This is a genomic window from Brevundimonas sp. GW821-FHT12E07, assembly GCF_058807035.1.
Genome location: NZ_JBXAQH010000001.1, coordinates 436628 through 462472, shown reverse-complemented (window position 1 = coordinate 462472; position 25845 = coordinate 436628). Strand labels below are relative to the sequence as shown.

General features: G+C 68.3%; 28 protein-coding genes and 1 tRNA gene. 13 read left to right on the top strand and 16 right to left on the bottom strand.

Annotation, left to right across the window (positions count from 1 at the left end; all coding sequences use genetic code 11):
- The first annotated feature begins 17 nt into the window (after positions 1-17).
- Together AC1ROD_RS02285 and AC1ROD_RS02280 are read left to right on the top strand one after the other, a co-directional pair.
- Entirely contained in the window at positions 18-1172 is a 1155-nt protein-coding gene (locus AC1ROD_RS02285; RefSeq protein WP_492946640.1) for a metallophosphoesterase, read from the top strand.
- Positions 1173-1240: 68 nt separating this feature from the next.
- Positions 1241-1325, top strand: a tRNA-Leu gene (locus AC1ROD_RS02280).
- 18 nt (positions 1326-1343) lie between these two features.
- Here AC1ROD_RS02280 and AC1ROD_RS02275 read toward each other — a convergent pair.
- The 4 genes from AC1ROD_RS02275 to AC1ROD_RS02260 form a co-directional block, all read right to left on the bottom strand.
- A complete protein-coding gene (locus AC1ROD_RS02275) occupies positions 1344-1937 on the bottom strand; it encodes a TetR/AcrR family transcriptional regulator (protein WP_492946639.1) in 594 nt (197 codons plus the stop codon).
- Positions 1937-3577: a DHA2 family efflux MFS transporter permease subunit gene (locus tag AC1ROD_RS02270; RefSeq protein ID WP_492946638.1), complete on the bottom strand. Its 1641-nt coding sequence runs from the start codon at positions 3575-3577 to the stop codon at positions 1937-1939. Before AC1ROD_RS02270 ends, AC1ROD_RS02275 begins: the two co-directional genes overlap by 1 nt.
- Entirely contained in the window at positions 3574-4695 is a 1122-nt protein-coding gene (locus tag AC1ROD_RS02265) for an HlyD family secretion protein (protein ID WP_492946637.1), read from the bottom strand. Before AC1ROD_RS02265 ends, AC1ROD_RS02270 begins: the two co-directional genes overlap by 4 nt.
- 222 nt (positions 4696-4917) lie before the next feature.
- Positions 4918-5088 carry a hypothetical protein gene (locus AC1ROD_RS02260; RefSeq protein WP_492946636.1) on the bottom strand — a complete coding sequence of 57 codons (171 nt, stop codon included), beginning with the start codon at positions 5086-5088 and terminating at the stop codon, positions 4918-4920.
- A gap of 144 nt (positions 5089-5232) precedes the next feature.
- Here AC1ROD_RS02260 and AC1ROD_RS02255 point away from each other — a divergent pair, with 144 nt between their 5' ends.
- The 3 genes from AC1ROD_RS02255 (at position 5233) to queG (ending at position 10027) form a co-directional block, all read left to right on the top strand.
- Positions 5233-6531, top strand: coding sequence for a multidrug effflux MFS transporter (locus AC1ROD_RS02255; RefSeq protein ID WP_492946635.1), 1299 nt, complete (start codon positions 5233-5235; stop codon positions 6529-6531).
- Between the two features lie 60 nt (positions 6532-6591).
- Positions 6592-8577: a M1 family metallopeptidase gene (locus AC1ROD_RS02250; RefSeq protein ID WP_492946634.1), complete on the top strand. Its 1986-nt coding sequence runs from the start codon at positions 6592-6594 to the stop codon at positions 8575-8577.
- Positions 8578-8908: 331 nt separating this feature from the next.
- A complete protein-coding gene (gene queG, locus AC1ROD_RS02245) occupies positions 8909-10027 on the top strand; it encodes a tRNA epoxyqueuosine(34) reductase QueG (protein WP_492946633.1) in 1119 nt (372 codons plus the stop codon).
- 162 nt (positions 10028-10189) lie between these two features.
- On the opposite strand, the gene bamJ is transcribed toward queG, so the two are convergent.
- Positions 10190-10723, bottom strand: coding sequence for a BamJ family beta-barrel-assembly machinery protein (gene bamJ, locus AC1ROD_RS02240; RefSeq protein ID WP_492946632.1), 534 nt, complete (start codon positions 10721-10723; stop codon positions 10190-10192).
- Positions 10704-11906, bottom strand: coding sequence for a threonine ammonia-lyase (locus AC1ROD_RS02235; RefSeq protein ID WP_492946631.1), 1203 nt, complete (start codon positions 11904-11906; stop codon positions 10704-10706). Before AC1ROD_RS02235 ends, bamJ begins: the two co-directional genes overlap by 20 nt.
- A gap of 113 nt (positions 11907-12019) precedes the next feature.
- Between AC1ROD_RS02235 and AC1ROD_RS02230 the strand changes: the two genes are divergently transcribed.
- From AC1ROD_RS02230 to AC1ROD_RS02220, 3 genes are all read left to right on the top strand, one after another.
- Positions 12020-12559: a hypothetical protein gene (locus tag AC1ROD_RS02230; RefSeq protein ID WP_492946630.1), complete on the top strand. Its 540-nt coding sequence runs from the start codon at positions 12020-12022 to the stop codon at positions 12557-12559.
- Positions 12560-12622: 63 nt separating this feature from the next.
- Positions 12623-13207 (top strand): BA14K family protein, encoded by a 585-nt coding sequence (locus AC1ROD_RS02225; RefSeq protein WP_492946629.1) that lies wholly within the window; start codon positions 12623-12625, stop codon positions 13205-13207.
- A gap of 151 nt (positions 13208-13358) precedes the next feature.
- Positions 13359-13556 (top strand): hypothetical protein, encoded by a 198-nt coding sequence (locus AC1ROD_RS02220; RefSeq protein ID WP_492946628.1) that lies wholly within the window; start codon positions 13359-13361, stop codon positions 13554-13556.
- Here AC1ROD_RS02220 and AC1ROD_RS02215 read toward each other — a convergent pair.
- The 3 genes from AC1ROD_RS02215 to rplU all read right to left on the bottom strand — a co-directional run bounded on the left by AC1ROD_RS02215 (position 13553) and on the right by rplU (position 15164).
- On the bottom strand, positions 13553-14086 hold the full coding sequence (locus tag AC1ROD_RS02215; protein ID WP_492946627.1) for a GNAT family N-acetyltransferase: 534 nt from the start codon (positions 14084-14086) through the stop codon (positions 13553-13555). The two genes, AC1ROD_RS02220 and AC1ROD_RS02215, sit on opposite strands and share 4 nt — an antisense overlap.
- A 166-nt stretch (positions 14087-14252) precedes the next feature.
- On the bottom strand, positions 14253-14534 hold the full coding sequence (gene rpmA, locus AC1ROD_RS02210) for a 50S ribosomal protein L27 (protein WP_207869121.1): 282 nt from the start codon (positions 14532-14534) through the stop codon (positions 14253-14255).
- 84 nt (positions 14535-14618) lie between these two features.
- A complete protein-coding gene (rplU, locus tag AC1ROD_RS02205) occupies positions 14619-15164 on the bottom strand; it encodes a 50S ribosomal protein L21 (RefSeq protein WP_492946626.1) in 546 nt (181 codons plus the stop codon).
- A 247-nt stretch (positions 15165-15411) separates the two neighbouring features.
- Between rplU and AC1ROD_RS02200 the strand changes: the two genes are divergently transcribed.
- Positions 15412-16845 (top strand): class I SAM-dependent methyltransferase, encoded by a 1434-nt coding sequence (locus AC1ROD_RS02200; protein WP_492946625.1) that lies wholly within the window; start codon positions 15412-15414, stop codon positions 16843-16845.
- A gap of 68 nt (positions 16846-16913) precedes the next feature.
- Positions 16914-18386, top strand: coding sequence for an alpha/beta hydrolase (locus tag AC1ROD_RS02195; RefSeq protein ID WP_492946624.1), 1473 nt, complete (start codon positions 16914-16916; stop codon positions 18384-18386).
- Here the strand turns inward: AC1ROD_RS02195 and AC1ROD_RS02190 are convergent, their stop codons facing one another.
- Entirely contained in the window at positions 18387-18791 is a 405-nt protein-coding gene (locus tag AC1ROD_RS02190) for an endonuclease domain-containing protein (RefSeq protein WP_492946623.1), read from the bottom strand. It lies immediately after the preceding gene.
- Positions 18792-18931: 140 nt separating this feature from the next.
- On the opposite strand from AC1ROD_RS02190, the gene AC1ROD_RS02185 reads away from it, so the two are divergent.
- Positions 18932-19600: a hypothetical protein gene (locus AC1ROD_RS02185; RefSeq protein WP_492946622.1), complete on the top strand. Its 669-nt coding sequence runs from the start codon at positions 18932-18934 to the stop codon at positions 19598-19600.
- Between the two features lie 8 nt (positions 19601-19608).
- Positions 19609-20592: a cation diffusion facilitator family transporter gene (locus AC1ROD_RS02180; RefSeq protein WP_492946621.1), complete on the top strand. Its 984-nt coding sequence runs from the start codon at positions 19609-19611 to the stop codon at positions 20590-20592.
- A gap of 1 nt (position 20593) precedes the next feature.
- On the opposite strand, the gene AC1ROD_RS02175 is transcribed toward AC1ROD_RS02180, so the two are convergent.
- From AC1ROD_RS02175 to AC1ROD_RS02155, 5 genes are all read right to left on the bottom strand, one after another.
- The gene (locus AC1ROD_RS02175) at positions 20594-21493 is read right to left on the bottom strand and encodes a right-handed parallel beta-helix repeat-containing protein (RefSeq protein ID WP_492946620.1); all 900 of its coding nucleotides are present in this window, start codon (positions 21491-21493) and stop codon (positions 20594-20596) included.
- Positions 21494-21570: 77 nt separating this feature from the next.
- The gene (locus AC1ROD_RS02170; RefSeq protein ID WP_492946619.1) at positions 21571-22419 is read right to left on the bottom strand and encodes a phosphatase PAP2 family protein; all 849 of its coding nucleotides are present in this window, start codon (positions 22417-22419) and stop codon (positions 21571-21573) included.
- Positions 22416-22949 (bottom strand): hypothetical protein, encoded by a 534-nt coding sequence (locus AC1ROD_RS02165; protein WP_492946618.1) that lies wholly within the window; start codon positions 22947-22949, stop codon positions 22416-22418. The genes AC1ROD_RS02170 and AC1ROD_RS02165 overlap by 4 nt, the downstream gene beginning before the upstream one ends.
- A gap of 109 nt (positions 22950-23058) precedes the next feature.
- A complete protein-coding gene (locus tag AC1ROD_RS02160; protein ID WP_492946617.1) occupies positions 23059-23307 on the bottom strand; it encodes a ribonuclease in 249 nt (82 codons plus the stop codon).
- A 91-nt stretch (positions 23308-23398) separates the two neighbouring features.
- Positions 23399-23572 carry a hypothetical protein gene (locus AC1ROD_RS02155; protein ID WP_492946616.1) on the bottom strand — a complete coding sequence of 58 codons (174 nt, stop codon included), beginning with the start codon at positions 23570-23572 and terminating at the stop codon, positions 23399-23401.
- An 87-nt stretch (positions 23573-23659) separates the two neighbouring features.
- Between AC1ROD_RS02155 and AC1ROD_RS02150 the strand changes: the two genes are divergently transcribed.
- Positions 23660-24109 carry a PadR family transcriptional regulator gene (locus tag AC1ROD_RS02150; RefSeq protein ID WP_492946615.1) on the top strand — a complete coding sequence of 150 codons (450 nt, stop codon included), beginning with the start codon at positions 23660-23662 and terminating at the stop codon, positions 24107-24109.
- A gap of 673 nt (positions 24110-24782) precedes the next feature.
- Here the strand turns inward: AC1ROD_RS02150 and AC1ROD_RS02145 are convergent.
- Positions 24783-25835: a 1,9-bis(guanidino)-5-aza-nonane synthase gene (locus AC1ROD_RS02145; RefSeq protein ID WP_492946614.1), complete on the bottom strand. Its 1053-nt coding sequence runs from the start codon at positions 25833-25835 to the stop codon at positions 24783-24785.
- Between the last annotated feature and the right edge of the window lie 10 nt (positions 25836-25845).

The window sequence follows — 25845 nt, the reverse complement described above, 5'->3', positions numbered from 1 at the left end:
TTTCGGGAGAGACCTCGGTGAAGACCCTCAAGTTGCTGCCCGCCATCGGCGCCGCCGTCCTACTGTTCGCGGCCGGATCCGCCCTGGCCCAGACCTTCACCGTCGCGGTCGTCCCCGACACCCAGAACTATTCCGACATCGCCCTGCCCCAGCCGCGCGGGGCCGAGACCTTCGCGCGCGAGATGCAGTATCTGGCCGATCAGAAGGGCCCGAAGAACATCGCCTTCGTCACCTTCGTCGGCGACCTCATCCAGCACGGCGACGGACAGTTCCGCCTGCCCGCCACGGACGCGGCGCCCGCCCGCGTGATGGACACCCGCGAGGAGTGGGACATCGCCAACCGCGCCGTCTCGATCCTGAGCCGCTCGGGGGTCCCCTTCGGCATGGTCCCGGGCAACCACGACTATGACAATTACAGCTGGTGGGCCGAGGACGGCGGGCCGGGCGCGTCGCGGCCCCTCGCGGGCGGCCGGGCGTTCAGCTTCTATTTCGGCCCGACCTCGCGTCATTTCGCCAGCAAGGCCTGGTACGGCGGGGCGACGGAGAACGGGCTGAACAGCTTCCAGACCTTCGAAGGCGACGGCAAACCCTTCCTGCATCTGTCGCTGGAGATGGACCCGCCGCCGGCCGTTCTGGACTGGGCGCAAGGGGTGATCGACGCCCACCCGGACATCCCCGTCATCATCTCGACCCACGAATGGCTCGCGCCGTCGAAGACCGGGGCGACCGACCGCGCCAACGGCACCGCCAGCCTGTTCGCTGGCACCGACCATCTGTCGCCCGACCAGATCTGGGACCGGTTCGTGCGCAAGAACCCGATGATCTTCATGGTCCTGAGCGGCCATGCCTACACCCAGCCCGTCGAGGGGGTGTCGCTGGGCGAGAACCTCAGGATCGACCGCAACGACGCGGGCTTGCCGGTCTATCAGGTGCTGCAGGACTTCCAGGGCAATACGGTCGGGCCGGACGGTCAGGCCGGTTCGGCCAACGGCGGCGGCGGCTGGCTGCGCTTCATGGAGTTCGATGTGGAGCGCCGGAAGATCCGCTTCTACACCTACTCCCCCCTGCTGGACCGCTATGCGGGCCGCAACGGCGAGGCGACCTTCGGGGTGGCCGCCAGCTACTCGGAGTTCGAACTCGACTTCCCGGCCCAGCTGTTGAACCGGCATTGAACAGGGCCGGCGGGACGGTTTCTCTGGACACCGGCCCGCCCTCTGGCTAGGTCAGCAACCTCTTGCGGGCCCCGGTGGTGGAACTGGTAGACGCGCCGGACTCAAAATCCGGTTCCGAGAGGAGTGTCGGTTCGAGCCCGACCCGGGGCACCAATCTTCAGAAATGGACGATCACACCGCGAAGGCGCGGATGAAGCGTTGCGCCGTCTCGCGGGCGCGGGCCTCGATGTCGACCTCGGGATGCTCCAGACCCAGCATGGCGCGCAGATGCCCGTGGCCCACGGCCATGGACGAGAACATCTCGGCCGCATGGTCGGGATCGGGCACCCTCAGCAGTCCCTTGCGGTCCTGTTCCACCAGCCAGGCAGAGATGCGGCGCAGGCTGGCGGCCGGGCCGCCGTCGTAGATGGCCTGGGCGATGCCCGGAATCGACGGCGACATCAGGGCGACGCCGCGCAGGCTCTCGGTCTTGTGGGCGTTGCAGACCTTGGTGATCAGGGTCGTGGCCAAGGCCGTCAGCACGGCCTCGGGATCGCCCTCGGTGCGCAGGGGCGCGGTGATGGCTTCCGAACGCCGCTCGGCCAGGGCGTGGGCCAGTTCGGTCTTGGAGGCGAAGCGGTTGTAGAGGGTCTGTTTCGACACCCCGGCCTTCTTCGCGATCGCCTCCATCGACACCGCCCCGCCCAGCTCATGGAACAGGGTGGCGGCGGCCTCGAGAATGGCCTCGCTCTTCCTCGGATCGATCTGGCCTGCAGCCCTGGGCATCAGTGCGCGTCCGAGGGAGCGGCCGACGGGTTGGGCTTCACCGGCCGGGCGAACAGGGTGACGAAGGCTGCCACGGCGCAGCCGATGCCGAGGACGGCAAAGGCGTCGCCGAAGGCCAGGGTCGTCGCCTGCTGCTGCATCATGCCGTAGATGGCCTTCATCGCCGCCCCGTCCGGATTGATGGAGGTCGAGAAGCGATCGGCGATGCCGGTCATCATGTCCTGCATCTCGACACTGGACTGGCTGATGCGGCTGGTCAGCTCGCTCATATGCGCGGCGGTGTTGGTGGTCAGGGAGGTGTTCAGGAAGGCCAGGCCGAAGGCGCCGCCGACATTGCGGAACAGGTTCACCAGACCCGAGGCGTTCTTGACCATGTGCGGCGGCAGGGTCGACATGGTCACCTGCTGGGAAGCGATCATGGCGATCATGACGCCGACGCCGCGCAGGGCCTGGACGCTGGCGAACTGCCAGAAGCCCCAGTCGTCGGTGACCAGACGCGCGTCCCACATGCCCCAGGCGCACAGCATGAAGCCGCCGAACATCAGGATGCGCGGATCCAGCGCCCGGACCAGACGGCCAGCGAACGGGCCGGTGGCGAACATGGCCAGACCCGAGACGACCATGGTCGTGCCGACTTCCGACGGCGAATAGTGCCGCACCCGGCCGAGGAACAGCGGCAGCAGGAAGGTGCCGCCGAACAGGGCGAAGCCGACGGTGAAGGTCATGACGACGCCCACCATGAAGTTGCGGTTGGCGAAGGCCCGCAGCTCCACGATCGGATTGCGATAGGTCAGGGAGCGCCAGACGAAGGCCGGGCCCGCGGTCGCCGCCACGATGGTCAGGACGAGGATCAGGTTGTCGGCCAGCCAGTCGTTCTTGGAGCCTTCCTCGAGCACATACTGCATGCTCATCAGGAAGGTCGCCATGAGGCCGAGGCCCCACCAGTCGAAGCCCTTGGCCAGGGACGGATCGCCCTTGTCGAAATTGGCGTATCGGCTGACCAGGAACAGGACCAGCATGCCGGGCACGACGTTGATGAAGAACAGCCAGCGCCAGCTCAGCCACTCGGTCAGGTGACCGCCGAGGGTCGGGCCGACGGTGGGCGCGAGGGTGACGATCAGACCCATGACCACGCTGGCCGTGACGCGCTTGTCCGGCGGGAAGGCGGTGAAGGCCACGGCGAAGACGGTCGGGATCATGGCCCCGCCGACGAAGCCCTGAAGCGCACGGAACAGGATCATGGTGTCGATCGAGTTCGACAGCCCCGTGGCCACGGACATGATCAGGAAGCCGGTGCAGGAGATCAGGAACAGCCGCTGGGTGCCCCACAGTCGCGACAGATATCCCGACAGGGGGATCATCACGACCTCGGGGATCAGATAGGCGGTCTGGATCCAGCTGATCTCGTCGGCCGAGGCGCCCACGCCCGCCTGGATCTGCGGCAGGGAGGCCGCGACGATCTGGATGTCGAGGATGGCCATGAACTGGCCGATGACCATGCCGGCGAAGCCGAGCAGCAGCATGGTCCAGTTGATCTCGGGGTGACCCGCCACGGGCGCGCCAGGCTTGCCGGCGGCGGGCGCCGCCGGTTTGCCGGCTCCGGCCGGAACAGCCCCCTCGGAGGCGGCGGCGTCGGTCACTCGTGCGCGCCCGACTGAGCCACGCCGGCGTCGGCCAGACGGGTCTGACCGGTCGTGGATTCAGCGAAGCTGACGCCGCCGGGGCTCTTGAGATCGACCTTGACCTCGACCGACAGGCCGGGGCGCAGGGCGGCGCCGCCCTGGGCGCGGCTGACCACGATGCGGACAGGCACGCGCTGGGTGATCTTGGTGAAGTTGCCGGTCGCGTTCTCGACCGGGATAAGGGCGAACTCCGAGCCGGTCGCCGGGGAGAAGCTGTCGATGCGGCCGGTGATGTGCTGGCCGGGGAAGGCGTCGGCCTTGATCTCGACGGTCTGGCCGAGGCGCAGACGGTCCAGCTGGGTCTCCTTGAAGTTGGCCACGACATAGACGTCGCCCAGCGGCACGATGGACAGGATCTGGCCGCCGACGCGGACGTACTGGCCGACGCGGACGCTGCGGGCGCCGACGACGCCGGCGGTGGCGGCGCGGATCACGGTGCGGTCCAGATTGGTGCGGGCGACCTCGACGGCGGCGCGGGCCTGTTCGACGGCGGCGACGCTCTGTTCGCGGGTCGAGCCCAGGACGCCGACGTTGCGCTGCTCGGCGGTGAGGGCGGCCTGGGCCTCGGCGACCGAGGCCTGGGCGGTCTGGGCGCCGGCGCGTTCAGTCTGGATGCCTTGCTGGGAGACCCAGCCCTGCTGGGCCAGCTTGCCGTAGCGCTCGACGCGGGCGTCGGCGAGGGCGGCGTTGGCCTGGGCCGAGCGGACGGCGGCGGCGCGCGAGGCGATGGTGGCCTGCTCCTGCACGGCGCGGGCGTCGACATTGCCGACGGCGGCGGTCAGGGCGGCGAGATTGGCTTCGGCCTGGGCCAGCTGGGCCCTGGCGTCGGAGTCATCCAGCTTGACCAGGATCTGGCCGGGCTCGACGCGCTGGTTGTCGCTGACCAGGACCTCGGTGACGTAACCGTTGATCTGGGGGCTGACGATGGTGGTGTCGGCCTGGACGAAGGCGTTGTCGGTCGCCTCCCAACGCTGCTTGTTCTGCCACCAGAAGAAGCCGCCGATGAGGAGGGCGAGGACCACGACGCCGGCCACGATCAGGGGCAGGCGGTTCTTGAGAGCGGGTGCAGCGGGCATGGACGACCAGATGTTGGGAGACGGGCGTTCGGGGAGGAACGGGCGTTAAATAGACCCAATCGTCCAGAAAACAACCTCACAAGCTGTAAGGAATTCCGACAGCCGGGCGCCTGTGTCCGTTTGGCCGCAGACGCGGCTCATCGCCCGCCCACTGACAGGGATGACGCTGCTCAGGATGTGGGGGTCAGGCGCCCTGTCAGCAAGGCTGGGCCGCCAGGTCTGTCAGTCGGCCTCGGGGGCGTTCTTGTCGCGGTTGCGCGAGGAGACGCCGCGCGACTTGCCGATCGAACCGCGACGGCGGCCGAGATGGCGCAGCTTGGTCGGCTGGCCGAGGAAGTCCCAGAGCAATGCGCCCAGGAAGACCACAATGATGAGAACCCCGAGGACGATCATGCGCCCGTCTCGATCTGCAGGAGTGAAGAACCGTCGTTACCGTAGGCCGGATTGTAAAATGGGCCAGTCAAATAATGCTGCGGCGCAGCATTTTCGGCCCCTCTGTGGTTGCGGCGACGCTGTCCGTGGCGCATGGGTCACGGCATGACGAGGCCCCAGGACCAGACCCAGACGGACGCCGCAGAGCTCGAAGCGGAGGCGAAGGTCGCGGCGAAGGGGCCGGGCTTCCCCGAGTTCGTCTGCATGATCGCCCTGATGATGGCGCTGAACGCCCTGGCGATCGACTCGATGCTGCCCGCCCTGCCCGCGATGGGCGAGGCGCTGGGCGTGGCGTCGGAGAACAGCCGGCAGTGGATCGTCACCGCCTATCTGCTGGGCTTCGGCGCGGCCCAGGTGGTCTACGGGCCGCTGGCCGACCGGTTCGGAAGGAAGCCGATCCTGATGATCGGCGTCGGCATCTATGTGGCCTTCAGCCTGATGGCCATGCTGGCGCCGAGCTTCGAGACCCTGATCATCGCCCGGGTCGGGCAAGGACTGGGCTCGGCGGCGACGCGTGTGCTGGCCGTCTCCATCGTGCGCGACCGGTTCAGCGGGCGGACCATGGCGCGGGTCATGTCCCTGAGCTTCCTCGTCTTCCTCGGCGTGCCGATCCTGGCCCCGTCGCTGGGCCAGTTGATCCTGCTGGTCGCGCCCTGGGAGGGGATCTTCGCGGTCCTCGCCTTCGCCGGCATCGCCCTGATGATCTGGACCGGCCTGCGCCTGCCCGAGACCCTGCACCCCGAGGACCGGCTGCCGATCGAGGCGAAGCGCATCGCCGGGGCCTTCAGGGCGGTCGTCACCAACCGTCAGGCCATGGGCTACACCCTGGCCATGGCGGCCGTGCAGGGCGCCCTGTTCGGCTTCATCAACTCCTCGCAGCAGATCTTCTACGACGTGTTCGAGGCCCCCGGCCTGTTCACCACCGTCTTCGCCGTGATCGCCGGCGGCATCGCCATCGCCTCGATCGTCAACGCCCGGATCGTCGTGAAGCTGGGGTCGCGCAAGATCAGCCACACGGCCCTGCTGGGCTTCACCGGCATCGCCGCCGTCCACGCCACGGTGGTCATCTCGGGCCATGAGTCGATCTGGAGCTTCGCCATCCTTCAGGCCATGACCATGTTCTGCTTCGGCCTGATGGCCGGGAATTTCGGCTCCATGGCCATGGAGCCCATGGGCCATATCGCCGGCACCGCCTCCTCGGCCCAGGGCTTCATCTCCACCATCATCGGCTCCCTGACCGGCTTCGCCATCGGCCAGCAGTTCAACGGCAGCGTGGTTCCGATGATCGTCGGCTTCACCGGCTGCGGCCTGCTCGCCATCGGCGCGGTGCTGTTCGCCGAACGCGGGCGGCTGTTCGTGCCGCACAACGCGGCTCCGGCCCCGGCGACCGAAGGCGCCCGATAGGGTCTTGATCTCGCCGCCCAACGGGTCTCAGGTCCGCGCCGAAGTTCAACGGAGCGTTCCATGTCCCGCAAGACGACTGTCTCTATCCTCGCGCTGAGCGCCGCCCTGGCCGGCGTGCTGGTCCTCGCCGGCTGCCAGCAGCCCGCCGCCGACCCGGCCTCGGACATGCCGCCCCTGCCCGCCTCGGCGACCGCGCCGGTGACCTATCCCAAGGACATCCACTCCTACGCCCAGCCGCAGATCGCCCGGGTCAAGCACGTCGACCTGAACCTGACCGCCGACTTCGCCGCCAAGACCCTGTCGGGCACGGCGGCGCTGGACATCACGGCCGAGCCGGGCGCGACGCAGATCGTGCTTGACAGCCGCAACCTGAACATCAAGGCCGTCCGTGACGCCAAGGGTCCGCTGCAGTTCACGCTCGGCGCCGCCGACCCGATCCTGGGCCAGAGCCTGACCGTGACCTTCCCGGCCTTCACACCCGGCGAGACCCGCAAGATCTTCATCGACTACGCGACGAAGCCCGACGCGGCGGCCCTGCAGTGGCTGACCCCGGCCCAGACGGCGGGCGGCAAACAGCCCTTCCTGTTCAGCCAGGGCGAGGCCATCCTGACCCGGACCTGGGTCCCGACCCAGGACAGTCCGGGCATCCGCCAGACCTACTCCGCCACCATCACCGTCCCCGAGGCGCTGAAGGCGGTGATGAGCGCCGAGATGCTGACGCCGAACGGCGAGCGCGCCCCGGCCCTGAACGGCCAGCCCATGCACAGCTACCGCTTCCGCATGACCAACCCGATCCCGCCCTATCTGATGGCCATCGCGGTGGGCGACCTGGCCTTCGCCTCGGAAGGCGGGCGCGTCGGCGTCTGGACCGAGCCGAGCCGTCTGGAGGCGGTCAAGGCCGAGTTCGCCGAGATGGGCAAGATGGTCGACGCGGCCGAGGCCCTGTACGGCCCCTATCGCTGGGGCCGGTATGATGTGCTGGTCCTGCCGCCGTCCTTCCCGTTCGGCGGGATGGAGAACCCACGCCTGACCTTCGCGACCCCGACGGTCATCGCCGGCGACAAGTCGCTGGTCTCGCTGGTCGCCCACGAGCTGGCGCACAGCTGGTCGGGCAATACGGTGACCCACGCGGTCTGGGCCGACTTCTGGCTCAACGAGGGCTTCACCACCTACTTCCAGAACCGGATCATGGAGGCCGTCTACAGCCCCGCCCGCGCCCAGCAGGAGCGGGTGCTGGGCTGGGACTCGCTGCAGGAGCAGCTCAAGACCCAGCCGGCGGCGGACACCCGTCTGCACCTCGACCTGACCGGGCGCGACCCCGACGACGGCATGACCGACATCGCCTATGAGAAGGGCGCGGCCTTCCTGGAGACCATCGAGCGGATCGTCGGACGCCAGCGCTTCGACGCCTGGCTGAAGGGCTACTTCGACCGCAACGCCTTCCGGCCGATGACCTCGGAGCTGTTCCTGCAGGACATCCGGGCCAATCTCGTGAAGGGCGATCAGGCGCTGGAGCAGCAGCTGAAGCTGGACGAATGGGTCTATCAGCCCGGCCTGCCGTCGAACGCCGTGGCCCCGACCTCGGCCGACTTCGACGCCGTGGACCGCGCCGCGACGGCCTTCTTCGCCAACCGCGGCCCGGCCTCGGCCATCCCGTGGAAGGGCTGGAGCACCCAGCAGCGACAGCGCTTCCTGCAGTGGCGGCCTGCCAACCTGCGCGATGGAGCCGACTGGATGACCAACCAGCAGTTGGCGGACCTGGATGCCACCCTGAACCTCGAGCACGAGGGTAACTCCGAGCTGACCTTCGCCTGGCTGCAGATCGCCGTGGCCCATCGCTATCAGCCGGCCGTGCCGACGCTGGAGCGGTTCCTGACCTCGCAGGGCCGGCGGAAGTTCGTGATGCCGCTGTTCACCAGCCTGTGGAAGGAGGGCGACTGGGGCCGGCCTCTGGCCACCCGCATCTACGCCCGCGCCCGGCCCGGCTATCACCCGGTGACCACCGGCTCGGTCGACGCCCTGATCGGCAAGCCGGCGGGACAGTAGCCGCCGGTCCTGCACGCGGAAAAAACCGGGTGCAAAAAGTGCAATCCTGAAAGCGGGGCGAGAGGTTGGCCCCGCAGACGGCTGGATTCGCCCGGTTTTTCGGAACGACGTTCGTTGCACTCGGGTGCAAGCGACGTGCATGGGCGTGCGCTGTCGAGGGATGGCGATGTCAAAGACCTGCGCGAAGGTTAGCACCTGCGCGGGGCCTGCTGGACCGAATGGGACGGCGGGCCGGTAAGACCTTGATGGCAGGCGGGTTTTGGCGCGCGGATGTGCGAGGTTCCAACGAAGGCCTGTCCTCGCCAGCCCCTCTGTGACAGAGCACCTCCCGATGGCCGATCCCCGCGACATCATCCGCAGCCAGGCCTCGGCCCTGGGTTTCGACGTCTGCCGGTTCGCCTCGGCCAGCGATCCCTGGAGCGCGGGCGAGAAGCTGGCCCATTTCGTCGAAGCCGGGCGGCATGGCGAGATGGGCTGGATGGAGACGACGCTGGAGCGCCGCGCCCATCCGACCGCCATGTGGGACGGGGCGCGGTCGGCCGTGGTGCTGGGCCTGAACTATGGGCCGAAGACCGATCCCCTGCCCGAGATGGCCGACCGTTCGGCGGGCTATATCTCCGTCTACGCCCGGGGCGACGACTATCACGAGGTCATCAAGGGGCGGCTGAAGACCCTGGCGGGTCAGATCGCGGCGAAGACGGGCGAGGATGTAAAGGTCTTCGTCGATACCGCTCCCCTGATGGAAAAGCCCCTGGCCCAGCGCGCCGGGATCGGCTGGCAGGGCAAGCACACCAATCTCTTGAGCCGCGACCACGGCAACTGGCTGTTCCTCGGCGTCATCCTGTCGGCGGCGGAGCTTGAGCCCGATCAGGCGGAGACTGAACACTGCGGCTCCTGCACCGCCTGTCTGGACGCCTGCCCGACGCAGGCCTTCCCCGCTCCCTTCCAGCTCGACGCCCGCCGCTGCCTCTCCTACCTGACCATCGAGTTTCCGGGACCGTGGCCGGTCGAGTTCCGCACGGCGACGGGGTCACGCATCTACGGCTGCGACGACTGTCTGGCGGTCTGTCCGTGGAACAAGTTCGCCGCCGCCTCCAGGGAGGCGCGACTGCAGGCGCGGGGCGCACTGGAGCAGCCGCCCCTGGCCGAGCTGGCGGCGCTGGACGACCCGGCCTTCCGCGCCCTGTTCACCAAGAGCCCGATCAAGCGGATCGGCCGGGACCGCTTCCTCAGGAACGTCCTCTATGCGGTCGGCAACAGCGCCGATGCGGGTCTGGTCGCGACGGCGGAGCGGCTGCTGGACGATCCGGCGCCGGTCGTGCGCGGCGCGGCGGTCTGGGCGCTGGGGCGGCTGGACGCGGAAGCGTTCGGGCGCGCGAAGGCGGTCCGGCTGGCGCGGGAAGAGGACGCAGGCGTGAAGGCGGAGTGGGCCTGTCCTCACCACGCGTAGCGTGGGGAGGGGGACCGCCCGCCGCTTGGCGGGTGGTGGAGGGGGTTCTTGTGGGCGACGGACACGGCCTGCAAAGGAAGCCAGAGCCCCCTCCGTCACGTCGCTGAAGAAGCGACGCGCCACCTCCCCATCGCGAAGCGATGGTGAGGAGACCAGCCTCAACTAGCCGTTCGCCGAGCCGATCGCGCGGCCGGCGCCCGGGACCGGGGCGACATCCAGAAGCTTGACGCGGAAGACCAGGGCAGAATTCGGCGGGATGTCGCCGGCGCGCTGGTCCTTGTAGCCGAGCGCGGGCGGGACGTAGAGCATCCACTCGTCCCCGACCTTCATGCGTTGCAGAGCCTCGGTCCAGCCGGGCACCACCTCGTCGACGTGGATGGCCAGAGGCACGCCGCGTTCGAAGGAGCTGTCGAACACCGTGCCGTCGATCAGGGCGCCTTCATAGTCGACCTTGACCAGATCGTTGCGATCCGGGCTCGCGGCGCCTGACGGGCCGGAGACCAGCACCTTGTACTGCAGGCCCGACGGCAGGGTCTGGATCCCCGGAGCCGACTTGTTCTTGTCCATGAAGGCGGCGGCGTCGGCGGCGTTCTTCGCCAGCTCCTCGGGGCTGACCGGAGGGCGATGGCAGGCGGCGACCAGAAGCGTGGCGGCGATAACAGAGACCGTCGCGGCCCTAGCCCATCCGAAGCGCATAACCCTTGTCCTTCAAAGCGTCGCCGATCTCGTCGGCGTGGGCGCTATCGCGCGTTTCGACCATGATGTCGAACTCCGCGCCCTTGGCCGGGACGTCGAGGGCCAGACGGTTGTGGACGACGTCGATGATGTTGCCGCCGAGGCCGCCGATCACCGCCGCCATGGCCGACAGCATGCCGGGCCGGTCATCGCCGAGGATGCGATAGACGATCAGTCTGCGTTCGCGAACCATCTCGCGGTTCAGCACCACGGCCAGCATCCGGGCGTCGATATTGCCGCCGGTCAGTTCGATACCGACCTTCATCCCCCTGAAGCGCTCGGGATAGCGCAGCAGGGCCGCCAGACCGCCGGCGCCGGCGCCCTCGCACACCGTCTTCTCCAGCGTGACCATGAAGGAGACGCCGCGTTCGAAGTCGGCCTCATCGACCACGAAGACCTCGTCGATCAGGTCGTTGGCGAGGGCGAAGGGGATGTCGCCGACCGCCTTGATGGCGATGCCCTCGGCGATAGTCTGGCCGGTGCAGACGGGCGGTTCGCCCGCCCGTTTGGCGGTGAAGGACGGATAGCGGGCCGCCTCGACGCCGAAAACCTTGATGTCGGGCTTCATGGCCTTGGCCGCGATGGCGCAGCCGGCGATCAGCCCGCCGCCGCCGATCGGCACGATCAGGGCCTCGAGTTCGGGCGCGTCCTCAAGGAATTCGATGCCGCAGACGCCCTGCCCGGCCACGATCCCCTCGTCGTCGAAGGCCGAGACGAAGACATAGCCATGCTCGACCTCCAGCCGCTTGGCCTCCTCGGTGGAGGCGGTGAAGTCGAGGCCGTGGATGACCACGGTGGCGCCGTGGCTGCGGGTGCCGTTGATCTTGGCGAAGGGGGTGCCCTCGGGCATGACGATGGTCACCGGCACGCCCAGACGGCCGCCGTGATAGGCCAGGGCCTGGGCATGGTTGCCCGCCGAGGCGGCGACGACGCCGCGCTTGCGCTCATCCGGCGTCAGCAGCAGCAGCCGGTTCAGGGCGCCGCGCTCCTTGAACGAGCCGGTGAAGTGCAGATTGTCGTACTTGACCCAGACATCGGCCCCGGTCAGCTCGGACAGACGGCGGGAATGGCGCACGGGGGTCCGGTCCACCTGACCCTGAATTCGGATCTGGGCGGCCTGGATGTCGGAAAATGTCACGGTCATCGGCGATGTTGTGACTGAGGTCGTCAATGCTCGCAACCTTGACCATAGGACGGGCGTTAGGCGTATGGTCAGGGGCGTTCCGCGAGCCGGAACCACGCAGGAAAGGGTGTTCCATGTCGAATCAGATCCGTATCGGGCGCGTGCGTCCGGCCGCGCTCGCGACGCTGGCGTCCCTCTCTCTGCTGGGCGTCGCGGCCTGCGCCCCGACCATGGGCGGCGGCATGGCCCCGCCCCCGCCGCCGTCCAGCGCCTTCAACGCCGACGCCTTCGGCTGGTCGGCCCGTCCGGGCCAGGGCTCGATCGAGGGCCGCATCGCCTACAGCCGCGGCAATACGGCCTATGCCTGCACCGGCTCGGTCGCGCTGACGCCCGACACCCCCTACACCCGCGCCCGCTTCAACACCCTGTACGGCTCGACCGATCAGGCGGCGATCCCCGAGGCCGTGGTGCGCGCCCGCACCGTCGCCGATCCGAACGCGGACTATCGCTCCTTCGTTCGCTCGACGACCTGCGCCAACAACCGTTTCACCCTGACCGGCCTGCCGGACGGCGGCTGGTTTATCATCGCTCCGGTCAGCGCCGGCGGCGACCGGATCGTGCTCATGCGCCGCGTCGAGACGCGCGGCGGACGGATGATCTCCATCACCCTGTAAGCGTACCCCATCAACACGGCGGGTCGCCCTTGGAGGGGTAGAGGCCGACTGGAGGCGTTAACCATGTTTTCCGTTTCGTCGCGCCTCACCGCGCTGGCTCTTGCCGCGACCGCCGTGGTCTCGGCCGCCCCCGCCTCGGCCCAGGTCTATGGCTACCAGCCCGGCGGGGCCCAGGATTTCTACGGCTATCAGCAGGGCGCGGTCTGCGGCGACCGCTGCGGGGACCGGCGCTACGACCGGCGCTACAGCCGGGATTACAGCTATCAGGGCCAGCGCGACGTGCCCGGCGACTATCGCTGCGACGCCTACTGGGATCGCGGCCGCAACGACTGCGACGCCCGCTGGCGCGATCAGCGCGCGCCCTGGCGGCGGAGCACGGCCTACAGCTACGGCGGCGGCTACAGCTACGGCAGCAATGTCTATTACGGCGAATACGGGCGGCCGGACGTCGTCTATTCGGGCGGCGGCTACGGCGGCTATGCCCCGGGTCAGGCCTATGCCGACCGCTATGGCCACGACCATGGCCAGTACGCCGTCGGCGGCCGTGATCCGCAGCGGATCAACTGGTGCTGCGCCGAGTACCGCTCCTACGATCCGAGGACGGGCTATTACATCGCCTACAGCGGTCGGCCCGTCTTCTGCGGGTAAAGCCTTCCGCGACTGATCCGGGATTCGGCGACCGACAGTCGTCCGATCACGGATTGGTGGGTGAGCGGCGTTCGCCTTTGTTTGGCCCCACCGCGCCCGCCTGACTGCCCGCGCGTCCCCCGACGGGCGCGTCAGTCGGGGGAGCGCGTTCATGTCCCAGCACAATATCAGCGGTTCGGAAGCCTTCGACCGCACGCCCAAGGTCTATATCCGCAAGGTCCGCACGGGCGGCATGCGCCGCCGCCGCAACCGGACGGTCGTCGCCTTCCTCGCCGGAGCGGGGATGGCGGTTCTCGCCGGCGCGATCGGCGCGGTCGCCGTGTTCGGACCCAGCCTGGCGGCCGGCTAGGCCAGCCAGACCATCCGGCGGGTGTCGACCGGGGCCTGACGCGCCTGGCTGTAGGGCCGGCGGGTCTCGCCCGTGTACAGGAAGCCCGCCTTCTCCAGCACCCGACCCGACGCCGCGTTGTCGGCGAAGTGACCGGCGACCAGCGCACGGCGCTTCCACTTGCGGCTGGCCCAGACCATGGCGCCTTCCAGGGCTTCGGTGGCGAAGCCCCGGCCCCAGAAGTCGCGGCCGATCCAGTAACCCGTCTCGGGCGCCACATCCCCGTCCTCGAACATCCCGATGACCCCGACGGGTCCCAGGTCCTCATGCTCGATCAGGAAGGTGTTGGCCTTGGCCGGATCCTGGCCCGCGACGGCGATGACGAAGTCCTCCGCGTCGCCGGTCCCGAACGGGTGCGGCATGCGGCAGGTCATCCGCGCGATATCCTTGTCGTTCGCCAGGGCGGCGATACGGGGGGCGTCCTGGGGCGCGGGCGCGCGCAGGACCAGTCGCCGGGTCTCGATGACCGGGGAGGTTTCGATGATGCACATGGTCTTGGCCTCAAATCGGTCCGCCTCCTTGGAGGGCTCGGGCGGACTTCGAGGCGGGGAAACGCAAACGGGGAGCCTGGTGATCCAGACTCCCCGCGGAATATTTTCCCTGGTCCGGATCGGCTGCTTTTTCGAGCAACGCGATCCGAAAATTCCGGGTTTCGCGTTACTCGGCGGCCATAGCCTGCTGGTCGTTGGCCGGAATAATCGACACGTAACAACGGCCGTTGGTTTTGGTCGTGAATTTCACCACGCCGTGCTCGAGCGCGAAGAGGGTGTGGTCGCGGCCGAGGCCGACGTTGGCGCCCGGATGGAACTGGGTGCCGCGCTGACGCACGAGGATGTTGCCGGCCAGCACGTTTTCGCTGCCGTACTTCTTGACGCCGAGGCGCTTCGACTGGGAGTCGCGACCGTTACGCGACGAACCACCGGATTTCTTGTGAGCCATGGGTTGCTCCTCTTTCCTTTTGCGCTGTCAGCCAGTCGGCCGGAGCGCAGATCGTTGGGTCGCGCTGGGTAGCGCGGTTGTTCTTTAGGCTTCGTCGGTCGCGGCGGGCTTGGCAGCCTTCTTCGCCGGGGCCTTCTTGGCGGGTGCGGACTTCTCGACGACCACGGCGTCAACCGAGGCGCCGTCGTGCGAGGCGACGACCGTCTCGGTCGAACCCAGGGCCGACGTCGCGTCGCGCTTGGCCAGGCCACGGGCGCGCAGGTTGATCTCGGCGCGGGTCGTCAGTTCGATCTTGCCGTCCCACTTGGCCGTTTCGCCGGCGCCTTCGATGCCGGTGATGCGCAGAACGCTTTCCAGCTGACGGTGGCCGTTCGTGCGGCGGTAGCCCTGACGACGGGTCTTCTTGAAGATCTTGACCTTCTCGCCCTTGCGGGTCTCGATCAGGGTCGCGCCGACGAAGGCGCCGTCGATCAGCGGGGCGCCCAGGGTCACGCCCTTGTCGCCGCCCAGCATCAGGACGCTGTCGAACTTCAGTTCCTGACCGGCGTCGCCGTTCAGCTTCTCGACAACGATCGTGTCGCCCGGTTGAACCCGGTACTGCTTGCCGCCGGTCTTGATCACCGCGTACATGTTGGAGCCTCAGCGTAACGCAAAAAAGGATGCGCCCGCCGGATGACCCCGCGGGCGAAGAGCGGCGACATATACGGACCGGGCCCTCGGAGTCAACGCCAAACCGGCCCGAAACCGCTCTAAAAGGCCCATCGCATGGCCCCGGCGCCCCATGCGGCGACAGCGACGCTTTGAATCGCCACGCCTCTCTAGCCCCGCGCAACGCGACCGTGCAATGAACGCATAAGGGGAAGAGGATTCACGATCTATGACGACCGACGCCGACAGCCGCATCATCGCTGCGCGCCGCATTACCGCCCATGTCGCCGAACTGCTTCAGGCCGACCTGTCCCTGAGACTGTGGAACGGCGAGGTCCTGCCGCTGGGACCGAACGCCCGCGACGACATCCAGATCGTCATCGCCCGCCCCTCGGCCGTACGTCGCCTGCTGCTCAAGCCCGGCCTGATGACCCTGTTCGAGATGTTCGCCACGGGCGACATGCGCATCGAGGGCGGTTCGCCCCTGGAGGCCGCCGACCGCTGGGACCACGGCCGCGCCGTCCATCTGGCCAAACGCGCCGACAAAATTCTTATTGCGAAGGCGGCCATCCCCTTCCTGCTGGGCGGCTCGGACGCCGGGGCGACCCAGCTGCCGGAATGGGACAAGACCGGCAATGACGGCATTGGCGCCGACAAGGCCGGCCGCAGCGACAAGGACTTCATCCAGTTCCACTATGATGTCGGCAACGACTTCTACCGGCTCTTCCTCGATCCGGAGATGGTCTATTCCAGCGCCTATTTCACCGATCACGACACGACGCTGGAAGCGGCCCAGGAAGAGAAGCTGGACCGGATCTGCCGCAAGCTGCGGCTGCAGCCCGGCCAGAAGCTGCTGGACGTCGGCTGCGGCTGGGCCGGTCTGTCCTGCTGGGCGGCCAAACACTATGGCGTCACCGTTCACGGGGTGACCCTGTCGCAGGCGCAACTCGACTATGGCCGCGCCAAGGTCGAGCGCGAGGGCCTGTCGGACAGGATCACGCTGGAGCTCAAGGACTATCGCGACGTCACGGGCCAGTACGACGCCATCTCCCAGGTCGAGATGTTCGAACACGTCGGCTTCGCCAACCACGAGCGCCACTTCCTGGAGATGAAGCGGCTGCTGAAGCCGCGCGGCCTCTATTTCCACCAGGCCTCGGTGCGCCGCGGCGGTCTGGACCCGATCAAGGCCACCAATACGACCAAGGTCATCACCCGCTTCATCTTCCCGGGCGGGGAGCTGGACACCATCGGGATGACGGTGACCAACCTCGGCCGCCTGGGCTTCGAGACGCTGGACGTCGAAGACATGCGCGAGCATTTCGAGCTGACGCTGAAGCACTGGGAAGAGCGCCTCTACGCCAAGCGCGAGGAGGCCTACGCCATGGTCGGCGAGGCCCGCACCCGGCTGTGGCTGATCTATTTCGCCCTGTTCAAGAAGAGCTTCGAGCGGGGTTCGGTGCTGGTCTACCAGACCGTGGCCCAGAAGCGCCGTCCGGGACCCAGCGGCCTGCCGCTGGACCGCAAGTCCCTCTATGCCGACCGCAAGCCCGGCGTTCCGGCCGTGGTCAAGGCCGTGGCCAAACCCGCGCGCGGTGTGAAGGCGGCGGTGTCGAAAGCCATCGCCAAGGTCACCGGCAAGAAGGCCGCCCCGAAGACAGCCTGAGGCTCCTAACGTCCTCCTGCTTGCGCCTCGACGCCTTCCGGGTGTCTGGTGCGGGCGGAGGATCCTTCATGACCAGACTGTTCGCCGGCCTCGCCGCCGCCCTTGCCGCCGCCTCGGGCCTGCTGCTGGGCGGAGCCTCTGCCCACGCGGGCGCCCCCGTCTATACGGTGAAGGCCTGTCCCGCGAACTGGCCCGCCCAGACCGCGCGCGTGGTCGAGTGCGGGACCCTGACGGTCGACGAGACGCGCGGCGATCCGAACACGCGCCGCATCGACATCGCCGTGGCGACGGTGAAGGCCAGCCAGCCGTATCGCGACGCCTCGGGTCAGGCCCTGCCGCCGGTCGTGGTCTTCCATGGCGGACCCGGCGGGGCCCTGGTGCAGGGGGTGGGCCGACGTCTGGCCTTCTACGCCGCCAATCCGGACCGGGCCGGGCCTCTGGCCGCCGTCGATCAGGACTGGATCTATTTCGACCAGCGCGGCGGCGGGATGGACAATCCCTCCATGGACTGCCCCGGCGCCCAGCTGACCGACGCGGGACCGCCGTCGAAGGAAGACGCCGACAAGCTGATCGCCTGCATGAAGGACTGGGCCGATGCGGGCGTGAACCTGTCGCAGTATAATGCGGCCGTGATCGCCGCCGACGTCGCCGACCTGAAGACGGCGATGAAGCTGGACCGGATCGACCTTTTCGGCGGCTCCTACGGTCCGCGCATCGAGGCCGCCGTCATCACCCATGCGCCGCAGGGCGTGCGCGCCGTGGTCATGGACAGCCCCTGGCCGCCCGAGGGCAACTGGGCCGTCGGCACGCCGGAGCAGGTCTCGACGGCGGTCAAGATCATCCTCGCCAAATGCGCGGCCCAGGCCGAATGCGGCGCCCGCCACCCCGACCTGCAGACCCGGTTCGAGGCCAATGCCCGCCTGTGGCTGGCCGGGCCGCAAACGGGCAGGGACGGCAAGAGCTACACCGTCGAGGACCTGGCCTCCTTCCTGATGGACACCACCTATTCGGCCTCGGGCGTGCGCAGCCTGCCGGCCGATCTGGAGAAGATCATCGCCGGCGACCTGACCTCCGTCGCCGAGGCCGCCGAGAGCCGCACCTACTATTTCGAGGGCCAGCACATGGCCCATCTGTGCAAGGAGGAGCTGCCGTTCGAATCGAAGGAACGGCTGGCCGCCGGCGCCGCGGGCGATCCGGTCGCCGAGGTCTCGGTCCCCAGCCTGTCGCGCCTGTTCGACGTCTGCGCAACGGTCGACGTCGGCCCCGCCGATCCGATCGAGAACGCCCCGGTCCACACCGACATCCCGACCCTGTTCATCGCCGCCGAGATCGACCCCGGCTGCCCGCCGCCCCTGACCCGCAAGGCCGCCGAGGGTTACAAGAACAGTCAGGTGATGATCGTCACCAACGCCACCCACGGCGTCACCGGCGGCAGCCCTTGCGCGGCCCGCGCGGCCCGCGACTTCCTGAGGGACCCGACGAAGCCGGTGGACCAGAGCTGCCTGCCCGCGGCCGGGACGCCGTTGGTGTTCACGGAATAATCAGCCGCAAGGATCCTCCCCCTTTGGGGGAGGAGGACCGCGAAGCGGTGGAGGGGGCCCACCGCGCACGCGCTCTTTGAGTCCGGCCAGCACGCCATCCAGATTGCCGAGCACCGAACGCGCAGGGATCCTGAACACTTCGACGCCCTGCGATAAGAGCCACTCCGTCCGATTGCGATCGTGCCTCATGCGGTCGGGATCGTCATGGCTCCCGCCGTCTATCTCGACGGCCAGCCGAGCTTCATCGCAATAGAAGTCCAGAATGTAGGGACCAAGCGGATGTTGGCGGCGAAATCGGACGCCGAGCCTGCGCGCCCGAATAGTCTGCCACAACAGAACCTCGGGAAGCGTCATTCGCCTCCGGAGGTTTCGCGCACGCGCAATGGTGAGCTTTGGGGCGTCCATAAGGGGAACGGTAACTCGAAATCCGTTTCGCTGCAGGCCCCCTCCACCACCCGCCAAGCGGCGGGCGGTCCCCCTCCCCCAATGGGGGAGGATCAAGAAAAGTCTCGACTGTTATAAGATAACACGGTAGAGGGCGATCGATGACGCCGCCCTCCCCGCTCGAACATGATGTGCTGCTGTCGCTGATCGGCGGCGGCTTCGTGGCGGCGTTTCTGCATGCGGCCCTGCCGACCCACTGGCTGCCGTTCGTCCTGGTCGGGCGGGCGCAGAAATGGAGCCTGCCCCGGGTGTTGGCCGCCGTCACCACGGCAGGTCTGGCCCATATCGTGACCACGGCGGTCGTCGGCGGGCTGATCGTCGCGGCGGGGGTGGCGCTGGACCAGTGGATCGCGGGCCTGCTGCCCCATCTGTCGGCCATCCTGCTGTTCGCCTTCGGCGGCTTCTATCTGTTGAGGGCCGTCCTCCGCCGCCCGGCCCCGGTCACCGCCAACGGGATGACGCTGGAGCTGGCCGAGCCGACCGTGTCGCACGCCGCCGCCTTCTGGGGTCTGGTCGCCATGCTGGCCATCTCGCCCGGCGAGGTGCTGCTGCCCATCTATATGTCCTCGGCCCAGGAAGGGGTCATGGCGCTCGGCCTGCTGACCGTCGCCTTCGCCGTCGGCACGGTGCTGGGCATGGGGGTGTTCACGGCTCTGGCCCGGATGGGCGCTTCGGTGCTCAGGCTGGAGCGCTGGGCCCGCTATGAGGGCGCGGTGCTGGGTGTCGCCCTGCTGGGGCTGGGCCTTCTCGTCCTGCTGCATCAGCACTAAGACAGGGCATGGCCTCGCACGACCCCGCCCATGACGACCACTCGCATGACCACGCCGGTCATGATCATGGGCATTCGCACAGCCATTCTCATTCTCACGCCGGCCACGGCCATGCCGGCCACCACCACGGGCCGGTCGACACCGGCGACTGGCGCTATGGCGTCGGGCTGATCGTCAACCTGGCCTTTGTGGCCTGCGAGTTCGGGGCCGGGATCGTCTCGGGCTCGACCGCCCTAATGGCCGACGCGGGCCACAACCTGTCCGACGTTCTGGGCCTGGCCATGGCCGGGGGCGCGGCGGTGCTGGCCCGGCGCGCGGCGGGCAAGCAGCTGACCTACGGCTTCGGCAAGGCGACGGTGCTGGCGGCCCTGGCCAATGCGCTTCTGCTGATCTTCGCCTGCGGGGCCATCGCCTTCGAGGCGGTGCAGCGGCTGACCGATCCGGCGCCCGTCCAGTCGCTGATGATCATGATCGTCGCCGGCATCGGCTTCGTCATCAACCTGGGCACGGCCCTGTTGTTCATGCGCGACCAGCACGCCGACCTGAACGCCCGGGGCGCCTATCTGCACATGATGTCCGACGCCGCCGTCTCCATCGGGGTGGTGCTGTCGGGCGGGATCATCATGGTCACGGGCTGGTCGATCCTGGATCCGCTGGTGTCGATCGCCATCGTGGCGGTGATCCTGTTCGGGACCTGGGGGCTGTTGAAGGACTCGGTCAATCTGGCGCTCGACGCGGCCCCGCCGTCGGTGGACGTCGGGGCGGTAAAGGCGGCCTTCCTCGCCCTGCCCGGGGTGTCGGCGGTGCACGATCTGCACGTCTGGGGCCTGTCGACGACCGAGACGGCCCTGACCGCCCATCTGGTCCACGACCGGGCTGACGGCGGCGCCCTTCTGGTCGAGGCGCAGACCCTGGCCCGCAGCCGCTTCGCCATCGGCCATACGACACTGCAGCTGGAGACCGGCGTCCTGCCCGACTGCCCCAACTGCTAGATCAGCGACCCGTCCGATTGCGCGCCACCGTATTGCCGGTCGCATGGTCGCCGTCGTCGAGGCTGGAGCCGAACGCCCAGCCCCGGTCGTCCGCGCAGTAGCGCCGCCCGCCCTCGCGCGCCCCGACCACCACCGTGCGCGGCCTGAGCCAGGAGGCGCCGGTGAAGACATTGTCGGTGATGATGTTGTCCGACGGAGTCTGATGCCGGATCACCCCGTCCTCGCCGCAGTTGCGATAGAGGAAGATTCCGCCCTGGCCGCCGAGAGCAAAACGGTTGCCGACGATCGTGTTCCGGGCCGAGCCGTCGACGGCGACGATCTCGCGCGGGGTACGGATGGCGAAGGTCACGTCGCGCAGACTGTTCCCCGCGCTCTCGGCGTCCAGATAGACGGCGGTCGAGTCCGAACGCCCGCCGAAGCGGCCGCCCTCGACCGTCACCGCCGTCACGCCGGGCCCGACATAGAGGGGGATGGAGCCGGTCGCGGCGAAGCTCAGGTTGGTCAGGGCGATGTGGGACGGCGCCGCGGCTTGCGCCGCCGCCGTATGGCCCGGCGTGCGTGAGGAGGTTCGAAGGTCGTCGATGCGGCCGCCGGCGCCCATGCCCCAGATGCGGATGGCGCCATGGACGGAGCAGTTGCGGATGAAGACGTCGGTCGGGCGGCTCCAGCGCGGTTCAGGCCCATCGATGCGGCGCGACCAGATGGCGACGGTCGGGGTCTGGGTCGTGGTGCGGGCGCCCGGGCGGCCGATGCCGCCGCCGCCGCAGTCGATCCCCGCGCCCGAGGCCTCGGCGCCCTCGATCAGGACCCGGCGCAGGATCGGGCGGCCGTTCAGGTCGACGCGGCAGGTCAGGCGAAAGGGCGTATCGGCGGCGTCGGGGGCCGCAGTGAGTTCGCGCATCTCGGCGGCGGAACAGTCGCGGGTCGCCGGAAGCGACCAGTTTCCGGTTTGGAGTAGGAGGGCGGCGAACGCCCCGATCATTCCTGCGGCAGGGGCATGGCCAGGGCGGCGCGTTCGGCGACGCAGCCGGGGTTGGTCAGGCCCGTACGCCGGACATCGGCCAGTTCGGCGCGCATCGCGTCCATCTCGGCCTGGAAGGCGGGGGTGGCGGCGGCCGCGGCGAAGACGGCCTTGCCCAGGGCTTCGCCGGCGGCGACGTCGGCGGGATAGTGCATGGCGCAGACGATGCGGCTGACGCCGATCTGATGACCGATCTCGCGCGCCTGAACGGCATGGTCGGGATCGACGGCGGCCATGAGCTCGCCATAGGCGGCCCCGACCGAGGCGCTGCCGGACGGATAGGAAGGACTGCGGCGACCGGCCTCGCTGATGCGGGTGCAGGCGGGACGGGTCATGTCGACGCCGACCGGGCGGGGACGGAACTGACGGGCCTTGGCCGCCTCGGCGGCTTCGTTGGCGTCGTGCAGGATCTTTGCGAGGACGGCGTTCAGGCGCGGGGTCGCGGCCCCGGTGAAGCGCACGCCGAGGGCGCAGTCGAAATGCTGGCGGGCCAGTTCGGGGCTGAGCTCGGCATGGGCGGTGGCCAGCAGCCAGCGGTCGGAGTTCTCAAGGGCGCGATAGCGATCCGACAGGGCGCGATCCGCGATCTGCTCGGCCGATCCGTCGGCGGAGGGGGCGGGCACGGCGTCGGCCAGAGCCTTGATCCGGTCCTCGGTCAGATAGCCGGCGAGAACCGGGTCGGCGATCGGCGTCGCCGTGGTCGGGGCGCCGGCGGGTTCGCCATAGGGGGTCACCGCACAGGCGGCGACAAGCGGAGCGGCCAGAAGGACAGCGGTCAGGACCGACGTCAGGACCGCGCCCTTCACTGCCCGGCGCTCCAGGTGAGCTGGACCGAGGTCGGCGCCTTGTCCATGGCGGTGGCCACGACCTGGACCAGGGCGCCGTTGGCGGGCTCCGCCGCACCATAGGCGACAGTGTCGCCGCGATTGAGCGACATCACCTGGGCCAGGCCCGCCGCCTCGGCGCGCTGCTTGTAGAAGTCGATCACCGCTTCGGGCTTCGCATCGGTGGTGAAGGTGACCAGACCGCCGGGACCGGCGGGGCCGCCCGCGACTGTCGGCGGCGCCTCGACCACGCCCCCCGGATAGACGGCGGCGAAATCGGGCGCGTTGCCGACGCGGACCGCGCCCTCGACCGGAGTCGCCGATGCGGTCTCGGCAGCGCTCATCGGCGCGGCCGTGTCGGCGACAGGCGATTCGACGCCGGTCTTCGCCGCGGCATCGGAGGGGGTGTCAGAGGCCTTTTGGCCCTTGCCGGACGGGTCACAGGCGGCCAGCCCCACAGTCAGTGACGCCACCGTCAGAAGGGCGACCACCGCCGCCAGACTGCGCTTCATTCCGGTCTCGTCCCTGGGCACGTTTCTCTACTGACGACACCGTGGCCCATCGTTGCGGCGGCGGCAAGGCGCTACGGCGCCGCTCGGACGACCGATGATGGATCGAGGGTCAGTCTTTGGAGGCTTCGGTCTTGTCGACCATGCCTTCGCTGGCGAGGGTCTCGTTGATCAGCTCCTGATCCGGATCGTCGTCCGAGCCCGTTGCCGACCCGCCCCGCAGCGAACCCGCCCGGGTGTCGGAGCCGGAGTCCGTGCCGTTCAGGACGTCGATCAGGGTGTCGGCCGTCCGGCCCAGATCGGGCTTCTCGCCGATGTCGTCGGCTTCGCGGGCGTCTTCGGTCACATGGGGGTCGGTCATGGGCGAGCTCCTTCTGAAGACAGAAGCCCGGGACGGGGGCCCGGGTTCCGCGATTACAAAAGATATATCTCAAGACCCTTGCGTAACGTTCTTAAAGATATATCTTGGCGACATGAAAACGAAGGAACACATCATGTTTGGATTTCACGAAGACCGCGAAGGACGCGGTGAGAACGAACGCGGCGGCCGTCATGGCCGTCATCATTGCGGCGAGGGCCGGGGCCGCTTCGGCGGCCATCACGCCGGGCCGTTCGGCGGTCGTCATGCCGGCCCGTGGGGCCGCATGGGTCGCGGCGAAGGTCGCGGCATGGGGGAACGCGGTGAAGGCCGCGGTCCTGGACGCGGACGCCGCATGTTCGGCCCCGGTGATCTGAGGCTGGTGCTGCTGGCCCTGATCGAACAGGAGCCGCGCCACGGCTACGACCTGATCAAGGCCATCGAGACGGCGTTCGGCGGCGGTTACGCCCCCTCGCCCGGCGTGGTCTATCCGACCCTGTCGCTGCTGGCCGACGAAGGCCTGATCGCGGGGATCGAGGACGCCTCGGGCAAGCGGGTCTTCTCGGTCACCGAGGCCGGCCGGACCTGGCTGGACGAGAACCGCGCGGCCGTCGACGGCGTCATGCAACGCATGGCCCTGGCCGCGAAATTCGTCGCCGGAGAACAGACGCCCGAGGTGGTGCGCGAAGCCTTCCACACCCTGCGTCAGGCCGTGCAGATGAAGCCCGGCGGCTGGTCGGACCCCGAGACCGCCAAGGTCGTCGAGGCCCTGATGAAGGCCGTGCGGGAGATCAGCGGGGAGTGATCGGGATATCCCGATGCAGGAGAGAAACGGCGCGGGCGACCGCGCCGTTTTTACGTCCCGGGTTACGGCCTTGTCGGCCTGCTGGATTGGCTCATAGTCGGGTATGCGAACCTTGGTCCCTTGCCTGACTGCCGTCCTCCTCGCGCTTACGGCCGGATGCGCCACGCCTGGCGCGCCGCCGATACCCGTGGATATGGAGCGGATCACTTACAGCCCGGAATCGCCGCCATTCTGTGGCGACTGTCGGAACACCAAGGTCACCGTGGCGTCGGACGGGCGCATCTGGACCGAGACAGGTTATTGGGCCGGACGCTATCGAAATTGGCGCACGCGATACTCCATAACTCAGGGCGCTCCTGCGGATTACGCCCGGTTCAAGGCGTCGCTTCAGCCCCTGAGACCCTCGGTCGAGCGCGCCCCTCGATGGGATGGAGAGTTCTGTTCCGGTGAGTTCTGGAGCGATTCCGGCGGAGTGGTTTTGACTTGGTCGGGGCCGGAAGGCTCCGTTCGCCGCTGGATCACGTTCGGCTGTACCGCTGACAGTTCGATAAACGCCACCGTCCGGGAAGCACGAGCAGCCCTGCCCGTTCCCGAATAAAAGAGGGCCGCGATCGCTCGCGGCCTCTTTTTGTTTGCGCTCGCTCGCGACGCGGTCGCTCGCTGCTTGAGCGCCCTACTTCCCGAACAGCTTGGCCCAGCGGCGCTTGTCGCGGGCCTTCCAGCTTCCGCGGTGATAGGCGTCCGAGCCGATCAGGGGCACGACGGTGGTGGCCTCGGCGAAGACCATCTGTTCGTGGGTGGTCTGGACCTTGCCCCAGGAGGCGGCTTCCTTGAGGGTCGAGGACGAGCAGGCGCCGTCGCGCACATCGGCGACGGTGATCTGGACCGCATAGCGGTGCATCTCGGCATCGACGCCGAGGATCTCGGCGCAGACGACCGTGTCCTGGGCGAAATTCTTCGGCACGCCGCCGCCGACCATGAACAGGCCGGTGACGCCCGCGGCGATCTTGATGTCGGTCAGTTCGCGGAAGTCGGCGACCGCGTCGATCATCAGATAGGGCTTGCCCTCGGCGATGCGCTGCTTCTGGTGCTTGACCAGACCGAAGCCGGCCGAGCTATCGACGAAGGCCGGGCAGAAGATCGGCACGCCTTCTTCATAGGCGGTCTGGATCAGCGAGCCTTCCTTTTTGGCGTTCCCCTCGGACAGCCACTTGCCCATCTCCCAGATGAACTCACGCGAGGAATAGCCGCGGGGCTCCAGACGGTCGCAGATCTCCAGAATGGTGTGGTCGCAGGCCTGGAGCTCTTCCTCGTCGATATAGGTGTCGTAGATCCGGTCGATGTAGTTTTCGCGCAGGACGTTGTCGTCCACCTCGCCGGCCGCCTGGTAATGTTTGAAGCCGAGGGCCTCGAAGAAATCCATGTCGACGATCGAGGCGCCGGTGGCGACCACGGCGTCGATCATGCCGAACTTCACCATGTCGCGGTACACATGCATGCAGCCGCCAGCCGAGGTCGAACCTGCCAGGATCAGCCACGGCGAACAGTCCTTGTCCTCGAGCGCCATGTTGAAGATGTCGGCGGCGCGGGCGGTGTCGCGCGACGAGAACGACATCTTGCGCATGCTGTCGATGATGGGGCGGGCGTCAAAGCTGGTGATGTCGACGTGCTCGACGACGTTCTGCAGAAGCTGCGCCTTGGTGTTCGACGAGACAGGTGCGTTCATTTCAGGGGTT

Excerpts from the sequence above, each read along its gene's own strand:
- AC1ROD_RS02255 (WP_492946635.1), top strand. The coding sequence starts at position 5,233 with ATGACGAGGCCCCAGGACCAGACCCAGACGGACGCCGCAGAGCTCGAA.
- AC1ROD_RS02215 (WP_492946627.1), bottom strand. The coding sequence starts at position 14,086 with ATGTGCATCATCGAAACCTCCCCGGTCATCGAGACCCGGCGACTGGTC.
- AC1ROD_RS02260 (WP_492946636.1), bottom strand. The coding sequence starts at position 5,088 with ATGATCGTCCTCGGGGTTCTCATCATTGTGGTCTTCCTGGGCGCATTG.
- AC1ROD_RS02155 (WP_492946616.1), bottom strand. The coding sequence starts at position 23,572 with ATGACGACCGCCGAACGGCCCGGCGTGATGGCCGCCGAAGCGGCCCCG.
- AC1ROD_RS02220 (WP_492946628.1), top strand. The coding sequence starts at position 13,359 with ATGTCCCAGCACAATATCAGCGGTTCGGAAGCCTTCGACCGCACGCCC.
- AC1ROD_RS02195 (WP_492946624.1), top strand. The coding sequence starts at position 16,914 with ATGACCAGACTGTTCGCCGGCCTCGCCGCCGCCCTTGCCGCCGCCTCG.
- AC1ROD_RS02160 (WP_492946617.1), bottom strand. The coding sequence starts at position 23,307 with ATGACCGACCCCCATGTGACCGAAGACGCCCGCGAAGCCGACGACATC.
- AC1ROD_RS02275 (WP_492946639.1), bottom strand. The coding sequence starts at position 1,937 with ATGCCCAGGGCTGCAGGCCAGATCGATCCGAGGAAGAGCGAGGCCATT.
- AC1ROD_RS02265 (WP_492946637.1), bottom strand. The coding sequence starts at position 4,695 with ATGCCCGCTGCACCCGCTCTCAAGAACCGCCTGCCCCTGATCGTGGCC.
- AC1ROD_RS02250 (WP_492946634.1), top strand. The coding sequence starts at position 6,592 with ATGTCCCGCAAGACGACTGTCTCTATCCTCGCGCTGAGCGCCGCCCTG.
- AC1ROD_RS02150 (WP_492946615.1), top strand. The coding sequence starts at position 23,660 with ATGTTCGGCCCCGGTGATCTGAGGCTGGTGCTGCTGGCCCTGATCGAA.
- AC1ROD_RS02175 (WP_492946620.1), bottom strand. The coding sequence starts at position 21,493 with ATGCGCGAACTCACTGCGGCCCCCGACGCCGCCGATACGCCCTTTCGC.
- AC1ROD_RS02165 (WP_492946618.1), bottom strand. The coding sequence starts at position 22,949 with ATGAAGCGCAGTCTGGCGGCGGTGGTCGCCCTTCTGACGGTGGCGTCA.
- rpmA (WP_207869121.1), bottom strand. The coding sequence starts at position 14,534 with ATGGCTCACAAGAAATCCGGTGGTTCGTCGCGTAACGGTCGCGACTCC.
- bamJ (WP_492946632.1), bottom strand. The coding sequence starts at position 10,723 with ATGCGCTTCGGATGGGCTAGGGCCGCGACGGTCTCTGTTATCGCCGCC.
- AC1ROD_RS02230 (WP_492946630.1), top strand. The coding sequence starts at position 12,020 with ATGTCGAATCAGATCCGTATCGGGCGCGTGCGTCCGGCCGCGCTCGCG.
- AC1ROD_RS02180 (WP_492946621.1), top strand. The coding sequence starts at position 19,609 with ATGGCCTCGCACGACCCCGCCCATGACGACCACTCGCATGACCACGCC.
- queG (WP_492946633.1), top strand. The coding sequence starts at position 8,909 with ATGGCCGATCCCCGCGACATCATCCGCAGCCAGGCCTCGGCCCTGGGT.
- AC1ROD_RS02190 (WP_492946623.1), bottom strand. The coding sequence starts at position 18,791 with ATGGACGCCCCAAAGCTCACCATTGCGCGTGCGCGAAACCTCCGGAGG.
- AC1ROD_RS02225 (WP_492946629.1), top strand. The coding sequence starts at position 12,623 with ATGTTTTCCGTTTCGTCGCGCCTCACCGCGCTGGCTCTTGCCGCGACC.
- AC1ROD_RS02235 (WP_492946631.1), bottom strand. The coding sequence starts at position 11,906 with ATGACCGTGACATTTTCCGACATCCAGGCCGCCCAGATCCGAATTCAG.
- AC1ROD_RS02185 (WP_492946622.1), top strand. The coding sequence starts at position 18,932 with ATGACGCCGCCCTCCCCGCTCGAACATGATGTGCTGCTGTCGCTGATC.
- AC1ROD_RS02145 (WP_492946614.1), bottom strand. The coding sequence starts at position 25,835 with ATGAACGCACCTGTCTCGTCGAACACCAAGGCGCAGCTTCTGCAGAAC.
- AC1ROD_RS02200 (WP_492946625.1), top strand. The coding sequence starts at position 15,412 with ATGACGACCGACGCCGACAGCCGCATCATCGCTGCGCGCCGCATTACC.
- rplU (WP_492946626.1), bottom strand. The coding sequence starts at position 15,164 with ATGTACGCGGTGATCAAGACCGGCGGCAAGCAGTACCGGGTTCAACCG.